This is a genomic window from Halobacillus yeomjeoni (assembly GCF_020171525.1).
Taxonomy (GTDB): Bacteria; Bacillota; Bacilli; order Bacillales; family Halobacillaceae; genus Halobacillus; species Halobacillus yeomjeoni.
The window spans coordinates 1,151,304-1,177,001 of sequence record NZ_JAIVAI010000001.1; the positions used below are offsets into that span (position 1 = coordinate 1,151,304).

Consider the following 25,698-nt stretch of genomic DNA (forward strand, 5'->3'; position numbering starts at 1 on the left):
ATACATGAAAAAGGGGAAGCCGATCAGTGATAGATAGACCTCCCTCTCCATTACGTTTCACTTGGAACCTGGTCTGGCAAAGGATCAATCGTTTCTCTCTCACGGTTGAACCAGCTGAAGAAAATATAGGCGATTACAGATCCGAATATGATTTCCTGGGTAATTTTCATAATGATTCCACCCAGCTGCTGGTCTTCGATCATCGGTATAGGCATGAAATAATTCGGGCCACTTAAATTGTTTGCTAAATCACTAAGGACACTTTCAGGAACACACAAGCTCAACGCCTGAATCCACGCGCCTGACTGCGAGTACGTATCGTATAAAGGAGATCCTGCGAAAATGATCAACCCGCAGGCAGGAGTGATCAAGACTCCATTTGCAAAAATGAAACCGATTTTCAGAATCGGACTGAGACGATCCATCTCTTTCAACGGTGGGAATACAGACAACCACATACCGAATGCCGTAATTAAAATAATTGTTGTAATGATTGCATGAGCCCATTCACTCGATTTTGCGAAATCAAAAATGGCAGGCATGTGATAAAGAGAAAAGAGTCCATTGAATAATAATAGTGACAATAAAGGTTTAGTGAAGAAGCGTAGAGCTGATTTGACGACTTTCGTGTCGTATAGGTTTCTCCACATCCACTCTGGAATTCCTTTGATAATCAAAATCGGAAATAGCAGATAATATAAAGCCATCTGCGTCATATGAGCTGTAAACATGATATGACCTAAAAGATCGACAGGCGATCCTTTGATGATATACAGCAGCACAAGGCCTGAATAGAACGACAACTGCTGAAGTATCGTCGGGTATGATTCTCCGGCTTTTCTACGTGGACCGGTTAAATAATAATAAAGCGCTGCTAGCATGACAACGAATAATAGATAAACGGGACTCCATAACGCACGGAACCCGAATATTTGAAGTTCTAACCACATTGGTGTCTCACCTCGGTTTGTTTATGGTACACGACTCTATTTTAACGAATTCTTGCCAAAAAAACGAGTGTGTATTCGTCTAAATTACAATTGTTCATAATTTAGCCATATGTTTGTCACACAAAAGAAAAAGACCGGCAGCACCGGTCTTTTTCAATATTCTTTCTTACCACCAGATAAGCGTTGTAAAAGTGATGATGGTCAGAAGCGCTACAGCTGCTCCCCCATACATCATCAAGGCAGGCATGTCATGCCCTTTGTTTTTCATGTGCATGAAGTAATACAGTTGGAAAGCAACTTGCACAATCGCCAGAATGATCAGGGTCGGGATAATGAAATAGGTATCCACTTCCATTATTACCATTCCGAAGGCGATGAACGTGAAAAGTATCATAAGCGCAAATGTAAGCACTTGGTGTTTCATCTCTTCTCTATGCTGCTTACGTTGATATTCTTCGTGATGAGCTGGTTTGGAGTTGTACGCCATTGATTAACCCACCTTTCCCATTAGGTATACAACTGTGAAGATGAATACCCATACAACGTCGATGAAGTGCCAGTAAAGGCTGGCAATATAGAACTTCGGAGCATTATAAAGATTCAAGCCACGCTTCTGGTTACGAATCATCAGCGTTACGATCCAGGAAAGACCGAACAATACGTGTCCTCCGTGGAATCCTACTAACGTGTAGAAGGCTGAGCCAAAGGCTGATGACCTGAAGGTGAATCCATACTCATGGATATAGTGATAGAACTCATAAATCTCAAAACCAAGGAAAGCGAAACCAAGCGCTACTGTAATGCCCAACCATTTCTGCATTTTACCAAAGTCATGATTTTTCATGTGGTACATGGCATAGACACTGGTCAATGAACTTGTCAGAAGGAGCATCGTCATAATGAAGACGAGCTCGAGTCCGAACAAGTGCTCTGGTGTATTCTCACCCTGGGTGGAACCATTCAGTGCTAGATAAGTTCCGAATAGAGAAGCGAACAATACGGTTTCGCCACCAAGGAAAAACCAGAAAGCTAAAAACTTATTTTTTCCTTCAAGGGTGGCTTTTTCAGGATCATGTGGTAATTTTGTCGGATTCAACACATCTTCATGACTCATTATTTCGCCACCCCTTTCTTAATATCTTCTTCAATCTCTTCTTTATGAATGTGATGACCTAAGTCGTCTTTCACAGAACGGACCAGCATGGAGCCCAGAAGGATACCCATACCTGCAAATACTGCAATCAACCAAGCTTTGTTATCGACTTGATAGATGAATCCGAAACCTGCGATGAACGTGCCTAATGACATCATGAATGGTAGGAATGATGCGTTCGGCATGTGGATGTCTCCAAGCGGTTCTGCTGGAGTCATACCTTCCTTGCCATCCATTTTCTCTACCCATAGAGGGTCTAAACCACGGACAAGTGGTGTTTGTACAAAGTTATAGTGTGGCGGTGGAGATGGAATCGCCCATTCGAGCGTACGACCAGTTCCCCATGCGTCGCCGTCTGCTTTTTTCTCTTTCTTCGCTGAATAAATGACGTTGTAAACGAAAATCAGTGTACCGATCGCCATGAAGAATGCACCGACCGTACTGATCATGTTTCCAGTTTCCAGGCCTTGACCTTCAAGGAATACCCAGTAACGACGAGGCATACCCATCAGTCCAAGGAAGTGCTGGATGAAGAACGTCAAGTGGAAACCGACGAAGAATGGCCAGAAAGCAAGCTTCCCTAGTTTTTCATTCAACTTGATACCGAACATCTTCGGCCACCAGTAGTGAAGGGCTGCGAAGATACCGAATACTACACCACCGACGATAACGTAGTGGAAGTGACCGACAACGAAGTACGTATCATGGTACTGATAGTCGGCTGCTGCTGCTGCAAGCATAACACCTGTCATACCACCGATTGTAAAGGATGGAATGAAAGCTACAGACCATAGCATAGCAGCTGTCATCTTGATCTGACCGCCCCACATCGTGAAGAGCCAGTTGAAAATCTTGATACCAGTCGGAACGGCGATAGCCATTGTCGCGACGGCGAAAATAGAGTTAGCAATTGGACCCATACCTACTGTGAACATGTGGTGAGCCCATACCATGAATCCTAAGAAACCGATAAGAACGGTTGCGAACACCATCGCAGAATATCCGAATAGACGTTTCTTAGAGAAAGTAGAGAAGATATCACTGAACGCTCCGAATAATGGAAGGATCAGGATATAAACTTCAGGGTGTCCGAAAATCCAGAATAAGTGCTCCCAGATGATAGCGTTACCGCCAAGACCTACATCAAAGAATGCAGAACCGAACATACGGTCGAACATCATCAGGAATAGTCCTACTGTCAAAGCAGGGAATGCGAATAAAATCAAAGTAGATGTTACGAATACAGACCACGTGAATAGTGGCATACGCATATAAGTCATTCCAGGTGCACGCATGTTAACGATCGTTACCAGGAAGTTGATACCACCGATCAACGTACCAGCACCGGAAATTTGGAGACCCATGACATAATAGTCGACTCCGTGTCCAGGTGATGTTGTAGATAACGGTGCATAGTTTGTCCATCCTGCATCCGGAGCTCCACCGGTGAACCAGGATACGTTCAACATCAATCCGCCGAATAGGAACAACCAGAACCCTAGAGAGTTCAAGAATGGGAATGCAACGTCCCTGGCTCCTATCTGTAATGGAACTACGGCGTTCATTAATGCGAATATGAGCGGCATGGCCGCCAGGAAAATCATTGTAGTTCCGTGCATCGTAATCATTTCATTGTAAAGACCAGCTGAGATGAAGTTGTTGTCCGGTTTCATCAGCTGAATACGAATTATCATGGCTTCAAGCCCGCCAATTAGGAAAAACAAACCACCAGCATACAAATAAAGATGCGCAATCTTTTTGTGGTCTACTGTTGTCAAGTAATCCCAAATCGCAGCGCCGAGCCCACGTTTTTGCGCTACTGCAGTACTCACGCTTTAACCTCCCTTATCAATCTCATTGCAACTTATTGATCGTTTTTAGGCTTGTTTACAGAATCCAGTTCAGTACCCACGTCTGTATGTTTCAAGCCCATCAAATAATCAGCGATTTTACTTGCTTCTTCTTTATTGACAATGTTTGCAGGCATTTTGTTACCTGGCTTGATTTCATCTGGATGAACGATCCAGTCAACAAGATTTTCTTTAGATGGTTCAAGAATACCTGCGATCTTGTTGCGGTTACCGAAGTTTGTCAAGTTCGGTCCTACACCCGCAGATGCTCCTCCAATTGCGTGACAGCTCATGCAATTGTTGTTAAACAACTCTTGTCCTTCTTTTGCAGAAGCCGTTTCAGGCTCAGCTTCAGGATCTACATTCTGCATATCTTCTTTCCATTGTTCAAACTTGTCAGGACTTACTGCAACAACACGGAAGTCCATCAAAGAGTGGGAAGGTCCGCAAAGTTCAGCACAGTGTCCCCAATATACGCCCTCTTCATAGGCTTCCAAATACATCGTGTTGATGTTTTCTCCTGGGTTCGTGTCCATCTTACCTGCGATGGCAGGTACCCAGAAGGAGTGGATGACGTCACTTGCTTTCATATCTAAGTACACGCGCTCGCCAACCGGAATGTATAATTCCTGACTTGTCGCAATTTCCTGACCTTCGTAATTGAAGTGCCACCAGTACTGGTTACCAGTAACTTCAACCGTAAGTACACCTTCTTCATCCTGGGAAGATTGGTCAGCAAGGTCGAATGTAGCTTGAACAGTAGGTACAGCCAATACAAGAAGAAGAATAATTGGAATGACTGTCCAAATGACCTCCAAGGTGTGATTACCTTCTGTCTGTTTTGGTACGAAATCTTCCTGGCCTTTCTTTTCACGGTAACGGACCAGCACGAAGAAATAAATTGCCATTACGATAACAAATACGAATACCATTATCGCAATACTGATCAACATAAGATCTAATAATAATTCCGCTCCATAACCTTCAGGCTTCAGGGCACTCAGGTTTTCCTGACCACATCCGGCCAAAAACAACGTAAGAGCACTGAACAGCAACAGAGAACGGAATTTTCCCATCCAACCTCTCATGAATGATACCTCTCTTTCTCTTTTTGATTTCATGATATTTATTTTGGAACCGGCTCAAAATTTATGAGCCAGTACTTTAAAAAGGGAATGGCAATGTGACGATGACCATCATAAAGAATATGATTGTCAGGTAGTTCAACGAATAGAGGAACATCCAAGTCGCCCATTTGTAGTCATCTTTCATGAAGAAACCGGCAATCCCAAGGACAAGCCAGCCGAAAGACAAAACAAAAGCAGTAATTAGAAATATACTGCCGAGAGATGCAAGATAAATAGGTAAAGGCAGCAAACATGCCACATAAATGACCATTTGACGCTTAGTCATCTCAAACCCGTGGACTACAGGGAGCATAGGAATTCCCGCAGCCTCATATTCATCTTTTTTCTTCATAGCTAAAGCCAGGAAGTGCGGCGTCTGCCAGATGAACATGATCAAAAATAAAATAACAGCTTCTAACTGAAGCCCTGGATCGATCGCTGCCCAGCCGATCAACGGTGGTACAGCCCCTGAAAAACTACCGATAACGGTGTTGATCGTATACCTTCTCTTCGACCACATCGTATAAAGGACAACATAGACGAACCATCCAAAAGCTCCAAACAAGGCAGCCTGAACGGTCGTAAACATCAATATGACAAAACCTATAACCGAAGCCCCTATACCGAGTGCTTTGATCAAGGATAATGACATCGTCCCTGTTACAGTCGGACGGTTGACAGTCCGTGACATAATCGGATCGATATCTCGATCATACCAGTTGTTAATGATGCAGCCACCGGCTATGACGAAAGCGGTTCCGAACATTGTCAGCAAAAATGTAACCCAATGATCTATGAATGAAGATCCTGTGTAATAGAGTGCTAACCAGAATCCTGCAAAGGTCGTAATTAAATTCGAATTAATGATACCTACTTTGATCAAACTTTTAATATCAGCTAACAATGAAGACTCACGGACAGTCGACCGGCCAATCATTTCTGTAGAAGCAGATTCGACTGTTCTTGGATTGTCCATCGTAATATCTTCCTCCTTCTACCTTCCTCACGCTCATTGTGAAAATCATACAGTTCGACGTAAGGTCGGGCCTGTTCTTGTCTTTCTTCCAGACAATTGACAAGAAACATCAAAATTATTGTATCATGGAATCCTTGTTCTATCTATTTAATTAGGAGATTTTTGTGGAAATGTGACAACTTTGTGAAAGCTGTTTCACATTTTTCACACACTGGTATAACCCTAATTAAAGGCTTGATATCAATATTTCCAGAGAAAGTCGACAACAATCTCAAGAAATGAGCACCTTTATATTTCTAGCAAACCCTGTCCTTTATTGCAAGTTTTTTTCAATGTAAAATGATTTCTTTTTTTCAACGTGGTATGATATCCTTCGGCTATTTTACTTCTAGTTATTATTGGTACGAAATTGAGGTGGACAGTTATGAAGTGGTTGAAAACGACGGCAGTTGCTGCTTGTCTCGGCATGTTATTGGTGCTGTTAGGCGGAGCTCTCGTCACGAAGACAGAATCAGGCATGGGATGTGGAAAAAGCTGGCCACTATGCCATGGACAGTTGATTCCATCAGAAATTGATACGGCTCTTATCATAGAACTGAGCCACCGCGTCATTTCCGGCGGTGTCGGATTAATGGTGTTGTTACTATCCATACTTGCCTGGAAAATGGTCGGACATGTGCGAGAAGTTAAGTTTCTATCCTTTCTTGCATTCTTCTTTCTATTGATGCAGGGATTGATTGGAGCTGCAGCTGTTAAATGGGGGCAGTCAGATTTTGTACTTGCCATGCATTTCGGAATTTCACTTGTTTCTTTTTCAGCTGTCTTGTTATTGACGATCATCATTTTTGAAATCGATCGAAAGTTCGACGCTCAGTCTCTATGGATAAAAAAAGACTTCAGGATACAAATATACATGTTGACGTTATATACATTAGGCGTCGTATACTCCGGAGCCCTAGTCAGACATACGTACTCCAGTATGGCCTGTCTGAACTGGCCTTTCTGTTCCAATGCTTCCCCATTGGACTTTGCCTCTTATGGACTCGGGCAATGGATTCAAATGGGGCATCGATTTGCTGCAAGCATTGTAGTTATATGGACACTCCTGATTTTTAAAAAAGCATGGAAAGAATACAGACACAGTTCCGTCATGACCAACGGCTGGGGAATCGGTTCTGGTTTACTCATTCTTCAAGTGATTCTGGGTGCCTTATTAATTGTTAGCTATGTCCATTTAGGCCTTGCTCTATTACATGCACTCGTCATCTCTTTGTATGTAGGCTTGTTATCTTACTTTCTTTTATTATCCTCTAGAAGCAGTAAAAATGAAAAACTAACAAAAAAGCCCTGACAGTCTCTATGACTGCAGGGCTTTTTATTTTATTCGAATTCGATCAAAAGGTCTCCGACATGGATGGCTTCATTGTTTTCGACATAGATATCTTTGATTACACCATCGAACGGTGCCTGCACCGTCGTTTCCATCTTCATGGCTTCCGTAATCATGAGGTGATCTCCTTTTTTCACTTTCTCGCCTTTGTCAGCGATCACTTTAATAACGGTACCCGGCATACTCGCACCAATGTGCTTCGTGTTGCCTTTGTCCGCTTTAGGGCGCTGCTGAACAGTGGCTTTGACGTTTTCATCTCGGACAACGACCTCACGAGGTTGACCATTCAGTTCGAAGTACAGCGTCCTTGTTCCGTCTACTTGAGCTTCACCGACAGACACTAATTTGACGATCAACGTTTTTCCTTGCTCGATGTCTACTTCGATTTCTTCCCCCAACCTCATTCCGTAGAAGAAAGTCGGTGTATCCAGAGCGGACATATCTCCAAACTGCTCACGGAATTTCTGGTGATCCATGAACACTTTCGGATAAAGCGCGTAACTGATCATATCGAAGCTGGTGACTTGACGGTCCAAGGAATGGAATAACGTTTCTTTCAAATTATTGAAATCAACCGGCTCCAATAACTCTCCTGGACGGACGCTTATAGGTTCGCGCCCCTTCAAAATGATGCGTTGAAGTTCTGACGGGAATCCGCCATATGGCTGACCCAGATAACCTTGGAAAAATTCCACGACACTGTCCGGGAAGTCCAGCGATTCTCCATTTTCATACACATCATCTTCGTTCAAGTCATTTTGTACCATGAACAACGCCATATCACCGACGATTTTGGAAGACGGTGTAACCTTTACGATGTCTCCGAACATATCATTGACACGGCGGTACATCCTTTTCACTTCATCCCAGCGGTCTCCAAGTCCTACGGCTTTGGCCTGCTGCTGGAGGTTACTGTACTGCCCTCCCGGCATTTCGTGTTCATAAACCTCTGTATGTGGAGCAATCATGCCACTTTCGAAATCTTGATAGTACTTGCGGGTATCTTCCCAATAGTGGCCCAGCTCTTCATAGGCCTTGATATTGATGTTCGGCTTACGTTTGTTTCCTTCCAGAGCATAATAGAGGCTGTTCGCACTCGGTTGAGATGTCAAACCAGCCATAGAACCTGTGGCCACATCAACAACATCCACACCAGCTTCTATCGCTCTTGCATACGTGAAGATGCCATTCCCACTCGTATCATGGGTATGCAGGTGGATCGGAATATCGATGGACTCTTTGAGATTAGATATCAACTGAAAAGCAGACTCAGGCTTCAACAGACCAGCCATGTCCTTGATTCCCAATATATGAGCACCTGCATCTTGGAGCTCTTTAGCCAGTTTTGTGTAATAATTCAAATCATACTTTGGACGAGTTGGATCGAGGATGTCTCCTGTATAACACATCGTCGCCTCTGCAACTTTTCCGTTCTCACGTACTTCGTTGATCGCAAGCTTCATCCCTTCCACCCAGTTTAAGCTGTCGAAAATCCGGAATACATCAATTCCTGCGTTGGCACTTTTCTCAACAAACTCTTTGATCAAGTTGTCTGGATAGTTTTTATACCCGACTGCATTTGAAGCTCTCAACAGCATCTGGAACAATACGTTCGGCGCTTTTTCTCTCAGCTTCAATAAACGCTGCCAAGGATCTTCGTTCAGGAAACGGTAGGAAACATCGAAGGTAGCTCCACCCCACATTTCCATCGAGAACAACTCAGGGAGCAGCCGTGCCGTCGGTTCAGCGATATTTTCAAGGTCCTTCGTTCTCACTCTGGTCGCAAGCAGGGACTGGTGGGCATCACGGAATGTCGTATCCGTCAGCAGTACCTCTTCCCTCTCTTTCAGCCATTGTGCTAAGCCTTCCGGACCTCTTGCATCCAGTATATGTTTTGTACCTTCAGGCATCGGTTCGGAATATTTTACATCCGGCATACGAGGTTTGGAATAAGCCGGTTTCTTACGGCTGCCATACCCTTCAAATCCGTTGATCGTCCGGTCGGCAATGTAGGAAAGCATTTTCGTCCCGCGGTCTTTTCTTTTCGGGAAAACGAATAGTTCCGGAGAACGATCGATGAATGTCGTATTGTATTCGCCATTGAGGAATTGCTTATGTTGAATGACATTTTCAAGGAACGGAATGTTCGTTTTGATTCCACGGATACGGAATTCTTTCAAGTTACGAACCATTTTATGAGCGGCCTGGTCAAAGCTCAGAGCCCACGTCGACAATTTCACGAGCAAGGAATCATAATAAGGGGAAATGACCGCTCCCTGGAATCCATTCCCTGCATCCAGACGTACGCCGAATCCTCCACCTGTACGATAAGCCATGATTTTACCGGTATCCGGCATGAAATTGTTCAACGGATCTTCCGTCGTGACACGGGACTGAATCGCATACCCGTGTGTGCGGATGTCTTCTTGATGAGGAATATTGATCGGTGGTGCATGTAAAGAATGGCCTTCGGCAATCATGATCTGCGTTTGAACGATGTCGACACCTGTGATCATTTCTGTAATCGTATGCTCAACCTGGACACGCGGATTGACTTCAATGAAGAAAAACTCGTCCCCTGTGACTAGAAATTCAACGGTCCCTGCATTCAGGTAATCGACATTTTTCATCAGTTTGACCGCTGCATCACAAATGTCTTCACGCAGCTGTTCCCTTAAAGAAACACTCGGGGCTACCTCTACGACCTTTTGGTGTCTTCGCTGGACCGAACAGTCCCGCTCATAAAGGTGGACGATGTTCCCTTCATGATCTCCGATGATCTGCACTTCAATGTGTTTCGGTTCTTCTATCAGCTTTTCTACATAAACATCATCGCTGCCAAATGCTGCACGCGCTTCTGAGCGGGCACGATCGTAAGACTCCTCCAATGTATCCGCACTGCGCACGACACGCATACCGCGACCGCCACCGCCCATAGCGGCTTTGATCATCAATGGATAGCCGTGTTGTTCACCGAATTTCCGAATTTCATCAAGACCACTGACCGGTCCATCACTACCAGGAATGACAGGAATATCAGCATCGATTGCTTGGCCTCTCGCTTTGACCTTATCACCGAACATATTCAAATGTTCACTCGTCGGCCCTATGAAAGTAATGCCTTCTTCTTCACAACGGCGGGCAAACTCGATGTTTTCCGATAAGAATCCGTAGCCAGGGTGGATGGCGTCTACATCTACACTCTTAGCAATCTCAATTATGCCTTCAATATCCAAATAAGCGTCAATCGGCTTTTTTCCTTTTCCGACTAAGTATGCTTCATCTGCTTTATAACGATGGTAAGATCCTGTATCTTCTTGAGAATATACAGCAACGGTACGTATATTCAATTCCGTACAAGCACGGAACACACGTATTGCGATTTCTCCTCGGTTTGCAACTAAAACTTTGTTGATTTTCTTTAGTTCTGCCACGATCTCACTCCTCGATTTATTCTTTGATTTTTAGATGACTCCATTTCTTCGATGGGTATTTCTTCACCATCTTCCTGTTCTTTCTGTTTTACCGTCCGGGCTATATTATTCAATATTCCAACGGCTATCATCAAAAATAGAAGGGATGAACCTCCGTAACTTACAAAAGGCAGTGTTACACCTGTAATCGGTAGTAACCCGCTCATTGCTCCTAAGTTGATCGCTGCCTGAATGGCGATCATCGATGAAATGCCTATGGCCATGAGTGCTCCGAAGGCATCACGGCATCTGGAAGATATGTATAGACCTCTCAATACGATGAGACCAAGCAGACCGATCGTTATAGATACACCTATGAACCCTAGCTCCTCAGCAATGACCGCCATAATGAAATCTGTGTGCGGTTCCGGCAGATACCCAAGCTTCTGCACCCCTTGTCCGATGCCCTCTCCCAAAACACCACCCGTACCAATTGCGACATACGATTGAATCAGGTGATATCCCTGGTCGTCAGGGGAATCAAACGGCTGATACGCTCCTGAGAACCGCTCCAACCGTTCATCAGTGACCATCTGAGGTGCACCGATGGCAATCAAAAGTGCTGCGACCGTAATTAGGATGGCTATATGCTTCCATTTGATACCTGAAGTTATGATGACCACACTTGCAATCAATCCGATTACCGCTGCAGACCCTATATCAGGTTGAAGAACAATCATAACCAATATAAGCGTAGTCAATACGAGCGGGGGGACGACTGCTTTAGAAAAGTCACTGATATAACTCTGTTTTTTTGCATAGACAGAAGCGAGATAAGTGATCAGGCCGATTTTTACGAATTCCGCCGGCTGAAACATCATCACTTTTAAATCATACCAGGATACCGCATTGTTCCTTTCTGTTCCAAAAAAGAACAACCCAGCGAGCATGATCAACATCATCAAGACGCTCAGTTTAGAAAGCCGCTGCCAGTGCCTATACGGAATCAAGGACGTCCCTAACATGAAAAACAGCCCCACGACAAACCACTGGAGTTGTTTCATCAAAAAGTGGTCACTGCTGACACCGAACCTTACAGGGCCATACACCATGCTGGCACTGTAAATCATCACGGTACCGAATGCCACTAAGGCAATAGGGGCAAATAACAAGCTAAAGTCATACGTTTTCAATTGTCGAATCATTTTTATTCATCCCTACTTTGTATAATTGTTCGATATCCATTCACAAAATTCCTTCTTATCTGACAATTACAGATATTTCATGTAAGATTAAATGGCAGAAGGAATCTCTCCCTCTCAATGGTATGTAGCATCTTCATGGAAGACAAGGAACTTTCAGACTATGAAGTTCTTTTCTTTTGTGAACAGATATAAAAAAACTCAAATTACAACAGATGTCGTCGCAATTTGAGCTCGTTTTCATGATTTTTGTGCAGCCTCATGTAAGACGTTCAGTTGTTTCTCTAAATTATCTAGAATCTGCTTACCCTCTTCTTCTGTAATCAGATCCAAACGGACAGCGAAATGGATTTCGCGTGAAAGTCCGAACATTTGAGTATCTAAAACTTCTTCATAAAGAGGACACTGAGGCATCGTCAAGTTGTCCATCTGCACTTTTATTAATTTCAGAATTTTATCAGCGTCAGCTTTTAGAAGGGCGTAGGCTTTTTCTCGATGATCCACAGCCACATCAGACAACATCAAAATCCCCTCCGTTTACAGTCTATCTTCTACTAATATTATCGTTTAGAGCTTCAAATTGCAACAGAGGAATGATGGATCTGCTAAAAAATAGAAAGATCATATCGATTTGATAACAATTCAAGTAACTTTAAACCTACGACACTGTTCCCTTTCTCGTCCAGACTCGGACCGTAGACGGCGATGCCTCCAAAGCCGTTCAATGAAGCCATGACTGAGCCGGATACACCACTTTTGGCAGGAATTCCCACTTTGATCGCGAAAGAACCTGAAGCATCATACATGCCGCATGTGACCATGAACGTCTTGCAGATTCTCGCCAGGTGTTTAGGGATGATACGGCGGCCGGAATCCAGATCTTTTCCTTCGTTGGCAAACAAGGCGCCGATTCTGGCCAGTTGACAGACGTTCAGCTCAATTGCACACTGTTTCGTATATGCATCAAGCGTCTCCTCCACACTCCCCGTAACGATTTGGTGCTGCTTCATGTAGTAGAGAAGTGAACGGTTCAAAAATGCTGTCTCAAATTCTGAAAAGGCGACTTCTTTGTCATATCCAATGGAATGGTCGTCCGTCAATTCATGGACAAACGATAATAAACGTCCGACTTTTTCATCCGGCGTATCCCCATGAATCATGTTCGTGACAGCCAGAGCCCCTGCATTGATCATCGGATTCAAGGGTTTGGACGGAATTTGCTCCAAGCGATAAATCGAATGGAAAGGATCTCCTGTGGGTTCCATACCTACGCGGTCGAATACATACTCTTCACCGTTATCCATTAATGCCAAAGCCAGTGATATGACTTTTGATATACTCTGCAGGGTGAACGTCGCATCGACTTCTCCAGCATGTACCCGGTTTCCGTCTATATAATGGATAGCTACACCCAGTTCCTCAGGATTCTGCCTCGCTAACGCGGGAATATAGTTGGCTACTTGACCATCGTATGCATAAGGTCTTACATTCTCCAGCCAATCCTCTAAAATGGATGCAGTAATATCTTTTTTCATTATTGCGACCTCCTTTAATGAAATCGAATTCATTTTTTGCTATCATTTGTATGGATGATCTTATATGGAAAGGTGGCTTTTGACATGATTGTTCAAATTGCCGGCAACGTTAAGTACCCGATTACCCTGGATCCCACCGTTTGGATCTTTGATGACCGTAAACTTACATTCACAGAAGTATTCAACCCGGAGGAAGCGAAAGTGGATGAAGAAGAAGAGGATGAACTTAAAAGGAAATCCCTTCGCTTCGACCGTGAAGTATATCAACAAAAAATCAATCCTCCTGTAAATAAAAGCATCAATCGATACGAAAAACAAAGAATCATGAAAGGCACTTTCCTTATGCCTTTAAAACCGTTCTTACATACTAGTGAACCAGGCTCAGATGTAACAGAAGCCTCTCTTGTCACTGATGAGGGTGAACACATCATCCAAGCCGATGACCTAGCTGAATCCCTGCTTCTGTTTGCAGAAGAAGGAAAGCCTCTTAAAGAAGAGGGACCGGTTCATTTATATTTGAAAGACGGGTCCAACCGCGAAACACCCGTCAAAGGAATAAAAAAAATCGTATTGAAGTGATTGAAAGGACGGCGTCTTGCGCTGTCCTTTTTTTGTATATTATCTGCAGAACTTCACACCCTATAAATAAAAAAAAGTGGTGTGAAAATGAAAAAATTAATATGGATCATGGCAGTCCTCATGTTGGCCGCCTGTCAACAGACCGATGAGGAGTCTTTACTCCGTGAAAAGCAAGGAAACTCAGAACTTAAATACGTAACAGATTCCGACCCGGTAAAACGTCAGAAAATGACCAGCCAGCAAGCGGCTCGTCATCTTGCAAAGCTTGCCGTACAAGTGCCTGATGTGCACGATGCTACTGCGCTTGTCCTCGGGAATTACGTGGCAGTAGGTATCGATGTCGACAAAGACTTGGATCGTTCCCGTGTAGGTGTCATCAAATATTCAGTGGCTGAGGCCATCAAGAACGACCCGTATGGAAAACAAGCAGTCGTTATCGCTGATGCTGATGCCGTAGAACGTCTCCGCGGGCTGGGCAGAAAGATCTCCCAAGGGCATCCTGTCGAAGGGATTACAGACGAACTCAGTCAAATCGTTGCGCGGTACATGCCGGAAGGACCGATTAACGAACGTCCTCAAACGGAAAACAACAAACAATCAATTCCTGATAAAGATAAAAAGGAAATTGAGAAGGTTGAAAAAGAACAATCCAAACAAGAGTGACAGAAAAACAGCTAAATCCTATAAGGATTTAGCTGTTACTTTTTTCTAGAATTTCACGCTCTTTCTCTGTAAGCTCATTATAATACTGGACTCCGAATTGAGAACCTTCGGAAACCATTTCAGAATTCTCTAGGTGTGATTCTTCTTCAGGCTTCCCTGCTTCTTCAATCGGCAGGTCGTCTTTCTTGGAAAAACGGCTTTGGATGGACTTCGCCTTATCCGTTACCTTGTTCCGCTTATCCTCATCTTTCAGTAAGTACGCGGCAGCACCGCCTGCAATGGCACCAATGGTTGTGAAAATCCAACGCTTTCTCATATCATCACCCTTTCTAAACTTCTGTATTTACCCTTCCCTTCCATCAATCATCTCAAACGTAAAAAATTGACTTATTACGGAAGTTTCCAATCTATGTTATGATAAAAGAAAGTAACCGAATGGTTAGAGGTGAAAACAATGCGTGTACAATGCGTCATTTGCGATGAAATCGAAAAAATAGACAGTTACTGCCTTCAGGCGAAACGATTACGTAACCGCCGGATTCACACGTATATGTGTCAATCCTGTCATGATCGAATTGAGGAAAACACAAAAAAACGCCTCGCTACCGGAAATTTCCGTTTTCAACGAGAGCGCAAAAAAGAACAGCATTTGAGTTAATCATAATGATGACGCCCTGCCCATTTCAGCAGGGCGTTTTTTAATGAGTTATTTAGCTCTTTCCGTCCTGGGTTTTGTATGAGGCGGCCTTTTAGAATGACTCCCTTTCCGTGGGGTACCGTGAGCCTCCTCAGGCTGCGCCTTCCGGGGTCTCACGATGCACCTTCATCCCACAGGAGTCTCGCCATTCTAAAAGGCCACCTCTTCAAAGTAGGAGGGTCGGAAAGGCCATTACCGAAGATTGGTACACCAACTACGGACTGTTTTCCCTGCCATCCCATGCTCTGAGTATATAACGGACCGGACACCCAATCCGAGACGGGGACTATTTAGCAATCGTTTAAAATATCAACAACAGGCTATAACAGAGCCATAACAAAAAAACTGGACCTCCCGAGAGATCCAGTCTATTATCATCCATTATTTTCTTTTGCGCCTCTTTCCCTGTGCAGCCGCAGACGGTATACACCAAGGATAACCGCTGCTACGAGTAAACTCTCAGGTAAAGGTAGATTCAAGCCGAGTATCAAAGTCAAAATGAATGTTCCTATGATCAACACGGAATAAACGACGATGTTTTTTCCGAGTGGCAGTTTCTTGGCAAAACCTAATTTGAATGTGATGATCGTCAAAATGACGACGGTCAAATATAGTAACATGAACGAGCGGAAAAGCATTCCTACTTCGCTCTCGTCATTCAAGTTCACTTCATTACCGAGACCTTTAAAAAAGAAATCGGCAACCGGCCACAAATCTGTAGGCACGGGCAATGTAGACATATCTTGCATGATGTTCCTCCTCGTGTCTCCCCTATTCTCTTTTTCATGATACTAGATGTCATTAAAATAAACCACCCTCAAACACATTTTCATTATGGTAAGGAATCTTATATAATGAAATGGAATAGAGGTGAGCTTGGATGAAAAATGCAACATGGACGATGAGCGTATTGGCCTTTCTAGTTATCTTATCCTTCATACTGGTAGGGTTCGCTATAGGGCAGGAGTTTTTTTGGCTTGCTGGATTCTTTTTCCTTCTCGGCTTTGCCTTGATGGGTTATGGTTTGAAATTGAAACGACAAACGCAGGCATGAAAAAAGCGACCGTTCACTCAACGGTCGCTTTTACTATTTTTTTAACTGAACGTATTCATCAGATATTTCATCATAAATGTTGGCGCGGCTCGCCAGCACGGTCGTTTGGTTGAGCAGATCCAAATCACCTTTGTCTGCACGGCTGACCGTTCCTCCTACTTCTTCAACAAGAATCGCGCCTGCTGCATAATCCCACGGCATCAAAGTCATCGTAAGATACCCATCTAAGATTCCTTCAGCCACATAGGCAAATTCAAGAGCTGCGGATCCATAGGAACGCGTACTGCGCAGTTTCTTCACCAGTCTTTGCATTCCTTCGTGGTCGACATGAGGATTTTCAGGTACCATCCAGGATGTGTTCAATGCCAATATCGATTGTTCCAATGGACGCTCTTTACTCAATTGAGGAAGCTTATGGTCATTCTTGTAAGCTCCTTCACCACGTTTTGCTGTATAAAGGGCGTCATCCATAACATCGTAAATCAAGCCGATTTCACCTACACCATCATGGTAGATACCGATAGAAATGGCAAAGTTCCTTTTCTGATGGACGAAATTCATCGTGCCATCAATCGGATCGACGACCCAAACAGTTCCTTGCAATTCTTCTATTTCATCTCCGAACCCTTCTTCTCCAAGCAGGAAATGCTCCGGATATGCTTTTTTGATCTTTTCAGCAAAGAATTGTTCAGTCTCCTGATCCATCTCGGTCACTAAATCATTCGGGTTGGACTTCGTTTCAATGGATCTAGGTGCGTCTATCTTAGCGCGGATGGTATCTCCCGCTTCTTTGATCCACGAACACGCTTGTCCAAAAACTTCATTCCTAAACGTTTTATCCATTCTCTCGCGCCCCTTTAAACAAGTTCAGTTTCTATCGTATCAAAATGGAGATCCTCTTGCATGTTTTCTGTATTCAAAAAAATACGAGCAACCCTATTGTTGCTCGTAATTATAAAGACCATTCAATCAATTGCTTACGAAGTTCAGAGAGCTTTTTCTTACTTCTCTTTATCTGCTCCTGATCCCCGGCCAGCATCGCATCGTGCAATGTAACCAGCTCGTAATCAATTTCCATACGGATTACCGGGAGCTTCTCTTCAGCTTCTCTTTTTCGCAACGCTTCCATCACATGTTTCATTGCTAACCCCTCCCTTTCAAATCCTTACTTTATATATATGTGAGCAACTTGACAGAAGTTTCAATTAGATTACTTATAAATAACCCATTTTTACAACGTTGAAACCATAAAAACAGACCATTTACCTATTGTGATGTGTTTATGGTAAAATGAGTAACAGATTTTTTAGGAGTTGATAGAATGACGACTTTCAATGGATTTACACAAAAAGACTTTGATGTTTTCTCTATTCCAGGTCTGGAAAACCGCATGGAAGCTTTAAGAGAGCAAATTTCTCCTAAGCTTGAAGCGATCGCTACGGAGCTTGCCCCTGATGTCACGGCAATGACGGGTGACGAGATGTTCGTCCATGTTGCACGACATGCCCGAAGAAAAACGAATCCCCCGAATGATACGTGGGCAGCCCTTGCTTCCAATAAACGAGGCTATAAGAAACTTCCTCATTTTCAAATCGGCTTATGGGAGACTCATGTGTTCGTATGGTTTGCAGTGATTTATGAAAGCCCGATCAAGGAGGACTTTGCAAAAACCCTTCAAGCGAACAAAGAAGAAGTGCTTTCTCATATCCCTGATCATTTCGTTTGGTCGATCGATCATACGAAACCAGAGGCGATTCCTCACGGTGAGGTGGATGAAGAAAAATTCTTATCGATGACCGATCGTCTGCAGTCCGTCAAGAAAGCAGAGATCCTATGCGGCCTTCACCTGGAAAGAGGAGATGACCGCCTGAAGAACCCAGAGAAGTTCCTGGAACTTTGCAAAGACACATTCCAGACATTGGAGCCTTTATATCAATACACGAAACAATTGAAAGTATAAATAGAGAAAGCCGCATACAGTTGTATGCGGCTCTTTTTGTGTTCAGTTCATTTTGATTTTATCACCCGTGCTCAATTCTTTCGCTTTTTTCACAGTCCGGTAACAAGAATAACCGGATTCCTTCTCAAATTCCCCGCACAACTTTTTTTCCTCACTTTTGGACGGAACGATTTGTTTGAACCGGGTGTAAGCCATTAGCAGATCGTCACGATTCACACTTTCTTCATACGCTTTTTCTACCATAGAATAAAAATTCACTACATCTATAATTTCTTCTTTTGACCAATACGTTTCGTCAATTGGATAATGGTAACTCATCTAATCCCTCCTTATGTATGCTTAAGACCACTTTCTCCGGAATTCTTCCGCTTCAGTGATCATACGTTCAAAGAGTTCTTTTACACTTGGGACATCATGGATTCTTGAGGCGACCTGCCCCGCCCATCCAAACCCACAGTCCTGTTCTCCGTCATAAATGAACTTTTTATTAGCTTCTCCGCTGATCAAATGTTTCAACCCTTCATAGCCGGCATCATTCTGTTCCAATTCAAGAATTTGATCGGTCCATTTGTTCTTCAAAGCTCTCGCCGGTGCTTTCAGGCTCCGTTTGATGATGGTTGTCGAGGTTTCGTCCGCTTCGATCAAAGCTTTTTTATAAGCCTCATGGGCATGAACGCATTCTTTTGTCGCTATGAACCTCGTCCCCATTTCAATACCTTCCGCTCCAAGGGCCAGCGCAGCCATCAACCCTCTTCCATCACCGATTCCACCTGATGCAAGAACAGGTATGTTTACAGAATCTACAACTTGAGGTGTAAGGACGAACGTTCCGATATCATCACGCCCCAGGTGTCCGCCTCCTTCATGTCCGACAACCATCACGGCATCGGCCCCCAACTCTTCTGCTTTTTCTGCCTGCCTTCTTGCTGCTACAAGGACAAGCGTTTTAATCCCTGTTCCTTTGACAAGATCCAAAACACCTTTCGGATTGCCTCCGGTAACAGATATAGCCGGGACATTTTTTTCAACTGCGACCTGGACCATATGTTCATAAGACCGCCCATGTTGACCTATGGCGAAGTTGACCCCGAAAGGTTTTGAAGTCATCGTCCGCAGTCGGTCGATTTCATCCCTTAATTGATCCGGACCTTCCATACTCATTGCTGTAATCTGGCCTAACCCACCAGCTTCTGAAACTGCGGCGGCAAGCTCTGCATAGGCTAAATGGGCAAGTCCGCCTTGGACAATTGGATAATCAATATTCAACAGTTCTGTGACTCTCGTCTTCCACTCCATTCCCACCCCTCCTTGGTTGATATTTTACCACGCCTGTGAAAGGATGAAAAAATAACTAGCAAGCCATCTTGGACTCTGCTATAATTCAGTTGCTTTCAATTAGTAAAGAGGTGCATGAATGAAATGAATCAAAATGAAACCCCGTTATTTACAGGATTAAAAAAACACGTCGGAAAAAAGCCGACGCAATTTCATATACCCGGTCATAAAGCAGGAAAAGGGATGGATGAAGAGTTTCGACAGTTCATCGGTGAAAATGCTCTATCTATCGACCTCATCAACATTCAGCCGCTGGATGACCTTCATCATCCTCAAGGGATGATCCGCGAAGCCCAGGAATTAGCTGCTGAAGCTTTCGGTGCTGACTACACCTTCTTTTCCGTCCAAGGAACTTCCGGAGCGATCATGACGATGATCATGAGTGTCTGCCAGCCCGGGGATAAAATCATTGTTCCCCGTAATGTACACAAATCGATAACGACTGCAATCATTCTATCAGGTGCCAAGCCGGTATTCATCCACCCTGAGCTGGACGACCGATTCGGCATCTCTCACGGGATCACACCAGAAGCTGTACAACGTGCGTGCGAGGCCCACCCGTATGCAAAAGGTGTTCTCGTCATCAACCCTACCTATTTCGGAATCACAGCCGACTTGAAAAAAATCGTCGACATTGCTCATTCCTTCGACATCCCGGTTCTGGTTGATGAAGCTCATGGCGTCCATATCCACTTTCATGAGCGTCTTCCTCTTTCAGCCATGCAGGCAGGAGCCGATTTGGCTGCGACAAGTGTTCATAAATTAGGAGGATCACTGACTCAAAGTTCTGTATTGAATTTAAGGGAAGGATTGGTCTCACACGAGCGAGTTCAAACCGTCATGTCGATGTTGACGACGACTTCGACCTCTTATATATTACTCGCTTCCCTTGATACCGCTCGCAGGCATCTCGCGATCAACGGGCGTCAGATGGTTGAAAAAGCATTGCATTTAGCCGAAATGGCGAGAAATGAAATCAACAAAATCCCTTCTTTGTACTGCCCAGGCATCGAAATCCTGGAAAGCGAAGCGACGTATGATTACGATCCAACAAAAGTTATCATTTCGGTCAAAAATCTTGGAATGACAGGCTACGACGTCGAAGTGTGGCTGCGTGAGCATCGTGCCATAGAAGTGGAATTATCCGATTTATATAACATCTTGTGCATCATCGCCCCTGGAGACCGGGAAGAAGATATTCAATTATTGACCGAAGCTTTGATGGAGTTGTCTCAAACCTGTTCCTCTACTTACGAACACAAAGAAGTGGCCGTCAAAGTTCCAGAGATCCCTGTGCTTTCTCTTACACCTCGCGATGCCTTTTATGCTTCAACTGAAATCGTGCCGTTAAGAAAAGCTGTAGGAAGAATCAGCGCAGAATTCGTCATGGTTTACCCACCAGGAATTCCTATTTTCATTCCTGGGGAGATCATTACTGAAGAAAACATTTCTTATATTCATGAAAACATTGAAGCAGGTCTCCCTGTCCAAGGCCCTGAAGATGATACCTTAGAAACGATCCATGTCATTACAGAGCAACGGGCTTTCAAATAATATCACTTGAATTGATTGGTAGATGTGACCTTGTTGTTTTGCATTTGGACAACCCTTTATATGAAGTGGGTCATTCTCTACGCTTGTAGATCTGTAAATGAACACACGAAAGCCCCGCTGCTATTTGCAGCGGGGCTTTCTTCTATGGATCAGATTTACTTTTTCTTTGTCGTATTACATGTAGGGCATGTGCTATAAAGAGTAGAAACCTTCTCGTTCTCATAATGCTCGATTACTTTTTGACAGCCTTGACATACGATTGTACCCACAATAAATCCACTCCTTATTATTTGTAATCGCTTTCAACGTAGTTTTATTTTATTATGACACAATCAAAAAATCAACCCCAAAAGTATAACATTTTAAACAATATGACATACTAATGAGTTCACCTCTTATCATTTATATGTAGGCGGCAATTTTATAGAACAAAAAGAACGCATTTATTTGATAAAACGGGGATATAGAAGTTGGGGTCATGAAATAGAAAAAACAGAAACCATATATTCTTCTCTCGGAGACAATAAAAAAGCGGAGGCTGTTCTGCAGCCATCCGCTCTTGTTTATTATGGTGTTTGAATCAACGCAGGATCCAATAAATCATACCCTTTATCTTTTAACCCTTTTACGATATCCGGTAGTGCTTCCGCCGTCCATTCCCGATCATGCATCAATAGGTTCGCCCCATTGGACAACAGCTCTGTATTCACCATGATATCTGCCAAGGAATCTGCTTTCATGTACTCTTTGTTCCAATCATACCCGTATGTCCAATTCATCAGCAGCATGTTCTCTTTTTGCACCAGTTCTTTTGAAAAATCCGTGTTTTGACCGAATGGCGCTCGGAAAAACTTCGGGCGTTCACCTATGATTTTTTCAATCTTATCACTCAACCCGACGATTTCTTCCCGCTGCCCTTCTTTAGTCAAGTCCGGCAGTGAAGCATGCGTTTCAGTATGGTTTCCGATAGCGAATCCCATATCGTATATTTGTTTTAGTTCCTCTTCCCCTTCTGGTGTATCAATGAAGTGACCGTTCACGAAAAAAATCGCCGGGGCATTCAATTCTTGCAAGGTCTCGGCCATTTCCACCCCGTGATTGTCTGGAGCATCATCAATCGTCAACAAGACGACTTCCGGGTTTGCGTCACTGATAGGTTTGAGTGACCAGTTTCCCGTCAATTCATACTGTGGCTCTTGAACCTCGGGCTGCGTGCTTTCGTTCGTTTCTTCTTCGGTATCATCTTCATTTTGGTTTATGGTTTCTTGATGATCCGTTGATTCTTCTTTTCCCTGCTCTTCATCTGAAGCATTTTTCATTTCATCCGAATTTTGTTCTTCCTGCGTTTGATTATTCTTCTGTTCATCTTTTCCCTCTCCGGTAGCTCCGCTGCATGCAGCTAAAAACAAAGCCAGACAAAGGAAGACAATCGCTTTTTTCATAGATGACCCTCCACTGTTATGTATTTCCATCTATGATTATATAAGAAATTCAAGGGTTTACGCTATCGTTTTGGGGTAATTTATTATATAATACCTAATCGTGGTTGTACGACATTCCTTTTATGCAAAGGTGATGCAGATGATACACTCACTCGCGAAGTTTAAAATCCTGGGCGGACGTACGCTGAAAACAGGGATAGCTGTGTTCTTAACTGCATTAATCTGCGGTTTTTTTAATTTGCCGATCATTTTTGCTGTCATTACGGCAATCGTCACCATTGAACATACAGCAGCAGATTCTATAAAAAAAGCGTTGATACGCTTTCCGGCATCAGCCATCGGCGCATTGCTTGCCACATCCTTTTACGGGATTTTCGGCAAGGGCGCATTGACATTTGCTTTAGTCGCCATGTTGACAATCGGCATTTGTCATAAGCTGAAGCTGGATGATGGAATTATAGTTGCCACAATCACAGCTACGGCTATGATCCCAGAATTTCAAGAGCATCATATTGTTTCGTTTTTCATCAGGTTGGGTACTACATCTATTGGTATCATCGTCTCTACTATTGTGAATTTTTTCCTGTTGCCACCCAATTATTCCCCGATGATTTACAAAAACATCAATGCCTTGTATAATCATGCCGGCCGGTTACTTAAACGTATAATTTCAGACGATATAGCAGACGATAAAGAGAAAAATCGGGGAATTCAAAAGTCCTATCGGCAGTTGACTGCCCAATTGGAAAGAACGTATCAACTTTCCCAGTACCAGCGAGAAGAGTGGAAGTATCACCGCCACACCAACGAAGAAAGGATGGCTTTCCAGTTTGCACAGAAAAAGCTAGGGGCTTTCCAACAGATTGCCTATCATCTTGGAAACCTTCAGTATGTCCAAACGAAGTCATCGGATTTCTCAGATAAAGAAAAACAACTATTGCTCGCTTTAACTGACGATTATGTGCAAGTTCTCCAGGACCCGACTCATTCGATCAAAGAAGAACAATTTCAACGGGTGCAACAGCTGGACGATGTATTCTGGAAATGGAAAGAAGAACATGTACAGCAACAGACTGGTTATCGGCATCACTTGCCACCACAGACGATTTTGATTTATGAATTGCTGTGTTTTCATGACGTTTTGGAAGAACTACAAAGCATGTCATACAAACAGAACGACATGGTCCAAAAATGTTATTTGAAAGCATGATCAAGTGGAGCGAGGTATGGGAATTAATTTTTTGAGGAGGTATGAGGTAATGAAACAAGTAACAAAAGTGTTTTACATTTCTGTAGTTGCAGCTTTCTTGTTCATTTTATGGGGAGTCATCCCTAAAGAAACGCTGCCAACATGGAACTTATCGAACATCACTACCATTGTCCAAGGATTCTTGACAGATAAATTCGGGTGGTTCTACTTACTATCAGCCACTGGATTCTTAGTATTTGCTATCTTTTTGATATTCTCTAAATACGGAAAACTGAAGTTAGGTAAACCTGACGATGAACCAGAATATCCATATATCACTTGGTTCGCAATGCTGTTCAGTGCCGGTATGGGTATCGGACTTGTATTCTGGGGAGCAGCTGAGCCCCTTTCACACTTCCACTCTCCACCACTAGTCGGACAGGAACCGACAAGTGAAGGCGCAGCTCAATCTGCAATGAAATACAGCTTCTTCCACTGGGGATTCCACCCATGGGCCATTTATGCTGTACTTGCGTTGGCACTGGCTTACTTCAAGTTCAGAAAAGATGCTCCAGGTGTCATCAGTGCTGCGCTTACACCAGTGTTAGGTGAAAAACGTGTCAAAGGACCAATTGGCACACTGGTTGATTTTATCGCAGTATTCGCAACGATCTTCGGTGTTGCTACATCCCTCGGATTAGGAGCACTTCAGATCTCAAGTGGTTTAGCTTATACGATTGATGGGCTTGAAGATACGTTTGGTCTGCAGCTAACGATCATTGCTGTCGTAACGGTCCTATTCATGATTTCTGCTATGACCGGCCTGAACAAAGGGATTAAATATTTAAGTAACACGAATATCGTATTGGCCATTTCCCTTATGGTATTCCTGCTTTTCGCAGGACCTACGAATTTCATCATGGACTATTTCACGACAACATTCGGGTCTTACCTGCGTGACCTGCCTTATATGAGTTTCCGGATGACACCATTCGCTGAAGATAACTCATTCGTTAAAGGATGGACCGTCTTCTACTGGGCATGGTGGATCTCCTGGGCACCATTCGTTGGTACATTCATTGCCCGTGTTTCCAGAGGACGTACAATCCGTGAATTCATTCTAGGTGTCCTTCTCGTACCAACCATTTTTGGAGCGCTATGGTTCTCTGTATTCGGTGGTACAGCAATTTCCCTGGAATACTTCGACGGAGTTGACATCTATTCTGATGTAAGTGAGCTGGGTACAGAAGTAGCCTTGTTCTCTATGCTTGGTCACGTACCACTTGGTACACTGATGTCTATCATCGGGTTGCTGTTGATCAGCACATTCTTCGTTACTTCTGCTGACTCCGCTACGTTCGTACTCGGAATGCAGACGACAAACGGAAGCTTGAACCCAAGAAACCAAGTCAAATTCACTTGGGGAATCATTCAAGCAGGTGCTGCAGCAGTGCTGCTATGGCAAGGTGGTCTTGGTGCACTTCAGACAGCAGCCATCATTGCTGCCTTCCCGTTCACATTCATCATGATCCTGATCTGCTTCAGTCTATACAAGACGTTTAAAGATGAGGCGAAAAAAGTCGATTTAAGTAAGAAAAAATAAAAGAAGTACCAGGCCGTCATTCATCA

Annotated in this window: 27 protein-coding genes; 9 read left to right on the forward strand and 18 right to left on the reverse strand. The window is 43.6% G+C overall.

All coding sequences use genetic code 11. From position 1 onward, the window contains the following. Nucleotides 1–50: 50 nt before the first annotated feature. From ctaG to cyoE, 6 genes are all read right to left on the reverse strand, one after another. Nucleotides 51–950: a cytochrome c oxidase assembly factor CtaG gene (gene ctaG, locus LCL89_RS05995; RefSeq protein ID WP_224808699.1), complete on the reverse strand. Its 900-nt coding sequence runs from the start codon at nt 948–950 to the stop codon at nt 51–53. Between the two features lie 166 nt (nt 951–1,116). Then, nucleotides 1,117–1,437, reverse strand: coding sequence for a cytochrome c oxidase subunit IVB (gene ctaF, locus LCL89_RS06000; RefSeq protein ID WP_224808702.1), 321 nt, complete (start codon nt 1,435–1,437; stop codon nt 1,117–1,119). 3 nt (nt 1,438–1,440) lie between these two features. Further along, nucleotides 1,441–2,064, reverse strand: coding sequence for a cytochrome (ubi)quinol oxidase subunit III (locus tag LCL89_RS06005; RefSeq protein ID WP_197315648.1), 624 nt, complete (start codon nt 2,062–2,064; stop codon nt 1,441–1,443). Continuing rightward, nucleotides 2,064–3,935, reverse strand: coding sequence for a cytochrome c oxidase subunit I (ctaD, locus tag LCL89_RS06010; protein ID WP_224808705.1), 1,872 nt, complete (start codon nt 3,933–3,935; stop codon nt 2,064–2,066). The genes LCL89_RS06005 and ctaD overlap by 1 nt, the downstream gene beginning before the upstream one ends. Before the next feature lie 32 nt (nt 3,936–3,967). After that, complete coding sequence (gene coxB / locus LCL89_RS06015; protein WP_197315646.1) at nt 3,968–5,041, reverse strand: cytochrome c oxidase subunit II; 1,074 nt, start codon at nt 5,039–5,041, stop codon at nt 3,968–3,970. A gap of 76 nt (nt 5,042–5,117) precedes the next feature. Further along, complete coding sequence (gene cyoE / locus LCL89_RS06020) at nt 5,118–6,056, reverse strand: heme o synthase (RefSeq protein WP_318245602.1); 939 nt, start codon at nt 6,054–6,056, stop codon at nt 5,118–5,120. Nucleotides 6,057–6,480: 424 nt separating this feature from the next. Here cyoE and LCL89_RS06025 point away from each other — a divergent pair, with 424 nt between their 5' ends. Continuing rightward, nucleotides 6,481–7,407 carry a COX15/CtaA family protein gene (locus LCL89_RS06025; protein WP_224808707.1) on the forward strand — a complete coding sequence of 309 codons (927 nt, stop codon included), beginning with the start codon at nt 6,481–6,483 and terminating at the stop codon, nt 7,405–7,407. Between the two features lie 29 nt (nt 7,408–7,436). Here the strand turns inward: LCL89_RS06025 and pyc are convergent, their stop codons facing one another. The 4 genes from pyc to glsA all read right to left on the reverse strand — a co-directional run bounded on the left by pyc (nt 7,437) and on the right by glsA (nt 13,596). Continuing rightward, complete coding sequence (pyc, locus tag LCL89_RS06030) at nt 7,437–10,880, reverse strand: pyruvate carboxylase (protein ID WP_224808709.1); 3,444 nt, start codon at nt 10,878–10,880, stop codon at nt 7,437–7,439. Then, complete coding sequence (ftsW, locus tag LCL89_RS06035) at nt 10,868–12,064, reverse strand: putative lipid II flippase FtsW (protein ID WP_224808711.1); 1,197 nt, start codon at nt 12,062–12,064, stop codon at nt 10,868–10,870. Before ftsW ends, pyc begins: the two co-directional genes overlap by 13 nt. Before the next feature lie 237 nt (nt 12,065–12,301). Continuing rightward, the gene (locus LCL89_RS06040; protein ID WP_197315641.1) at nt 12,302–12,583 is read right to left on the reverse strand and encodes a YlaN family protein; all 282 of its coding nucleotides are present in this window, start codon (nt 12,581–12,583) and stop codon (nt 12,302–12,304) included. Between the two features lie 83 nt (nt 12,584–12,666). Further along, complete coding sequence (glsA, locus tag LCL89_RS06045) at nt 12,667–13,596, reverse strand: glutaminase A (RefSeq protein WP_224808723.1); 930 nt, start codon at nt 13,594–13,596, stop codon at nt 12,667–12,669. A gap of 84 nt (nt 13,597–13,680) precedes the next feature. On the opposite strand from glsA, the gene LCL89_RS06050 reads away from it, so the two are divergent. Both LCL89_RS06050 and LCL89_RS06055 read left to right on the forward strand, forming a co-directional pair. Further along, nucleotides 13,681–14,175 (forward strand): hypothetical protein, encoded by a 495-nt coding sequence (locus LCL89_RS06050; RefSeq protein WP_197315639.1) that lies wholly within the window; start codon nt 13,681–13,683, stop codon nt 14,173–14,175. An 87-nt stretch (nt 14,176–14,262) separates the two neighbouring features. After that, nucleotides 14,263–14,838 (forward strand): YhcN/YlaJ family sporulation lipoprotein, encoded by a 576-nt coding sequence (locus tag LCL89_RS06055; protein ID WP_224808733.1) that lies wholly within the window; start codon nt 14,263–14,265, stop codon nt 14,836–14,838. A gap of 28 nt (nt 14,839–14,866) precedes the next feature. On the opposite strand, the gene LCL89_RS06060 is transcribed toward LCL89_RS06055, so the two are convergent. Next, nucleotides 14,867–15,154: a hypothetical protein gene (locus LCL89_RS06060; protein ID WP_197315637.1), complete on the reverse strand. Its 288-nt coding sequence runs from the start codon at nt 15,152–15,154 to the stop codon at nt 14,867–14,869. Between the two features lie 138 nt (nt 15,155–15,292). Here LCL89_RS06060 and LCL89_RS06065 point away from each other — a divergent pair, with 138 nt between their 5' ends. Next, nucleotides 15,293–15,496 carry a YlaI family protein gene (locus tag LCL89_RS06065; protein ID WP_197315636.1) on the forward strand — a complete coding sequence of 68 codons (204 nt, stop codon included), beginning with the start codon at nt 15,293–15,295 and terminating at the stop codon, nt 15,494–15,496. A 413-nt stretch (nt 15,497–15,909) separates the two neighbouring features. On the opposite strand, the gene LCL89_RS06070 is transcribed toward LCL89_RS06065, so the two are convergent. Further along, nucleotides 15,910–16,284, reverse strand: a complete 375-nt coding sequence (locus tag LCL89_RS06070; protein ID WP_224808735.1) for a YlaH-like family protein — start codon at nt 16,282–16,284, stop codon at nt 15,910–15,912. A 131-nt stretch (nt 16,285–16,415) separates the two neighbouring features. Here LCL89_RS06070 and LCL89_RS06075 point away from each other — a divergent pair, with 131 nt between their 5' ends. Beyond that, nucleotides 16,416–16,589 (forward strand): DUF5325 family protein, encoded by a 174-nt coding sequence (locus LCL89_RS06075; RefSeq protein WP_197315633.1) that lies wholly within the window; start codon nt 16,416–16,418, stop codon nt 16,587–16,589. Nucleotides 16,590–16,622: 33 nt separating this feature from the next. Here the strand turns inward: LCL89_RS06075 and LCL89_RS06080 are convergent, their stop codons facing one another. Next, entirely contained in the window at nt 16,623–17,432 is an 810-nt protein-coding gene (locus LCL89_RS06080; RefSeq protein WP_224808737.1) for an inositol monophosphatase family protein, read from the reverse strand. A gap of 109 nt (nt 17,433–17,541) precedes the next feature. Next, entirely contained in the window at nt 17,542–17,730 is a 189-nt protein-coding gene (locus tag LCL89_RS06085; protein ID WP_197315631.1) for a hypothetical protein, read from the reverse strand. A gap of 180 nt (nt 17,731–17,910) precedes the next feature. Between LCL89_RS06085 and LCL89_RS06090 the strand changes: the two genes are divergently transcribed. Then, nucleotides 17,911–18,549, forward strand: a complete 639-nt coding sequence (locus tag LCL89_RS06090) for a YktB family protein (protein WP_224808739.1) — start codon at nt 17,911–17,913, stop codon at nt 18,547–18,549. 42 nt (nt 18,550–18,591) lie between these two features. On the opposite strand, the gene LCL89_RS06095 is transcribed toward LCL89_RS06090, so the two are convergent. Next, nucleotides 18,592–18,867, reverse strand: a complete 276-nt coding sequence (locus tag LCL89_RS06095) for a UPF0223 family protein (RefSeq protein WP_224808741.1) — start codon at nt 18,865–18,867, stop codon at nt 18,592–18,594. A gap of 21 nt (nt 18,868–18,888) precedes the next feature. Beyond that, nucleotides 18,889–19,845, reverse strand: a complete 957-nt coding sequence (locus LCL89_RS06100) for an NAD(P)H-dependent flavin oxidoreductase (RefSeq protein WP_224808743.1) — start codon at nt 19,843–19,845, stop codon at nt 18,889–18,891. A 123-nt stretch (nt 19,846–19,968) separates the two neighbouring features. On the opposite strand from LCL89_RS06100, the gene LCL89_RS06105 reads away from it, so the two are divergent. Then, a complete protein-coding gene (locus LCL89_RS06105) occupies nt 19,969–21,438 on the forward strand; it encodes an aminotransferase class I/II-fold pyridoxal phosphate-dependent enzyme (protein WP_224808745.1) in 1,470 nt (489 codons plus the stop codon). 155 nt (nt 21,439–21,593) lie between these two features. On the opposite strand, the gene LCL89_RS06110 is transcribed toward LCL89_RS06105, so the two are convergent. Together LCL89_RS06110 and LCL89_RS06115 are read right to left on the reverse strand one after the other, a co-directional pair. Continuing rightward, nucleotides 21,594–21,707: a GapA-binding peptide SR1P gene (locus LCL89_RS06110; RefSeq protein ID WP_197315626.1), complete on the reverse strand. Its 114-nt coding sequence runs from the start codon at nt 21,705–21,707 to the stop codon at nt 21,594–21,596. Nucleotides 21,708–22,004: 297 nt separating this feature from the next. After that, on the reverse strand, nt 22,005–22,880 hold the full coding sequence (locus tag LCL89_RS06115) for a polysaccharide deacetylase family protein (protein WP_224808755.1): 876 nt from the start codon (nt 22,878–22,880) through the stop codon (nt 22,005–22,007). A 133-nt stretch (nt 22,881–23,013) separates the two neighbouring features. Here LCL89_RS06115 and LCL89_RS06120 point away from each other — a divergent pair, with 133 nt between their 5' ends. Both LCL89_RS06120 and LCL89_RS06125 read left to right on the forward strand, forming a co-directional pair. Next, nucleotides 23,014–24,090, forward strand: coding sequence for an FUSC family protein (locus tag LCL89_RS06120; RefSeq protein WP_224808757.1), 1,077 nt, complete (start codon nt 23,014–23,016; stop codon nt 24,088–24,090). A 49-nt stretch (nt 24,091–24,139) separates the two neighbouring features. Further along, entirely contained in the window at nt 24,140–25,672 is a 1,533-nt protein-coding gene (locus tag LCL89_RS06125) for a glycine betaine uptake BCCT transporter (protein WP_224808760.1), read from the forward strand. The last annotated feature ends 26 nt before the right edge of the window (nt 25,673–25,698 follow it).

Excerpts from the sequence above, each read along its gene's own strand:
- LCL89_RS06060 (WP_197315637.1), bottom strand. The coding sequence starts at position 15,154 with ATGAGAAAGCGTTGGATTTTCACAACCATTGGTGCCATTGCAGGCGGT.
- LCL89_RS06115 (WP_224808755.1), bottom strand. The coding sequence starts at position 22,880 with ATGAAAAAAGCGATTGTCTTCCTTTGTCTGGCTTTGTTTTTAGCTGCA.
- coxB (WP_197315646.1), bottom strand. The coding sequence starts at position 5,041 with ATGAGAGGTTGGATGGGAAAATTCCGTTCTCTGTTGCTGTTCAGTGCT.
- ctaF (WP_224808702.1), bottom strand. The coding sequence starts at position 1,437 with ATGGCGTACAACTCCAAACCAGCTCATCACGAAGAATATCAACGTAAG.
- ftsW (WP_224808711.1), bottom strand. The coding sequence starts at position 12,064 with ATGATTCGACAATTGAAAACGTATGACTTTAGCTTGTTATTTGCCCCT.
- LCL89_RS06070 (WP_224808735.1), bottom strand. The coding sequence starts at position 16,284 with ATGCAAGATATGTCTACATTGCCCGTGCCTACAGATTTGTGGCCGGTT.
- LCL89_RS06025 (WP_224808707.1), top strand. The coding sequence starts at position 6,481 with ATGAAGTGGTTGAAAACGACGGCAGTTGCTGCTTGTCTCGGCATGTTA.
- LCL89_RS06090 (WP_224808739.1), top strand. The coding sequence starts at position 17,911 with ATGACGACTTTCAATGGATTTACACAAAAAGACTTTGATGTTTTCTCT.
- LCL89_RS06055 (WP_224808733.1), top strand. The coding sequence starts at position 14,263 with ATGAAAAAATTAATATGGATCATGGCAGTCCTCATGTTGGCCGCCTGT.
- cyoE (WP_318245602.1), bottom strand. The coding sequence starts at position 6,056 with ATGGACAATCCAAGAACAGTCGAATCTGCTTCTACAGAAATGATTGGC.
- LCL89_RS06040 (WP_197315641.1), bottom strand. The coding sequence starts at position 12,583 with ATGTTGTCTGATGTGGCTGTGGATCATCGAGAAAAAGCCTACGCCCTT.
- glsA (WP_224808723.1), bottom strand. The coding sequence starts at position 13,596 with ATGAAAAAAGATATTACTGCATCCATTTTAGAGGATTGGCTGGAGAAT.
- LCL89_RS06105 (WP_224808745.1), top strand. The coding sequence starts at position 19,969 with ATGAATCAAAATGAAACCCCGTTATTTACAGGATTAAAAAAACACGTC.
- LCL89_RS06080 (WP_224808737.1), bottom strand. The coding sequence starts at position 17,432 with ATGGATAAAACGTTTAGGAATGAAGTTTTTGGACAAGCGTGTTCGTGG.
- LCL89_RS06125 (WP_224808760.1), top strand. The coding sequence starts at position 24,140 with ATGAAACAAGTAACAAAAGTGTTTTACATTTCTGTAGTTGCAGCTTTC.
- LCL89_RS06085 (WP_197315631.1), bottom strand. The coding sequence starts at position 17,730 with ATGAAACATGTGATGGAAGCGTTGCGAAAAAGAGAAGCTGAAGAGAAG.
- LCL89_RS06075 (WP_197315633.1), top strand. The coding sequence starts at position 16,416 with ATGAAAAATGCAACATGGACGATGAGCGTATTGGCCTTTCTAGTTATC.
- LCL89_RS06050 (WP_197315639.1), top strand. The coding sequence starts at position 13,681 with ATGATTGTTCAAATTGCCGGCAACGTTAAGTACCCGATTACCCTGGAT.
- LCL89_RS06100 (WP_224808743.1), bottom strand. The coding sequence starts at position 19,845 with ATGGAGTGGAAGACGAGAGTCACAGAACTGTTGAATATTGATTATCCA.
- ctaG (WP_224808699.1), bottom strand. The coding sequence starts at position 950 with ATGTGGTTAGAACTTCAAATATTCGGGTTCCGTGCGTTATGGAGTCCC.
- LCL89_RS06095 (WP_224808741.1), bottom strand. The coding sequence starts at position 18,867 with ATGAGTTACCATTATCCAATTGACGAAACGTATTGGTCAAAAGAAGAA.
- LCL89_RS06005 (WP_197315648.1), bottom strand. The coding sequence starts at position 2,064 with ATGAGTCATGAAGATGTGTTGAATCCGACAAAATTACCACATGATCCT.
- LCL89_RS06120 (WP_224808757.1), top strand. The coding sequence starts at position 23,014 with ATGCAGATGATACACTCACTCGCGAAGTTTAAAATCCTGGGCGGACGT.
- LCL89_RS06065 (WP_197315636.1), top strand. The coding sequence starts at position 15,293 with ATGCGTGTACAATGCGTCATTTGCGATGAAATCGAAAAAATAGACAGT.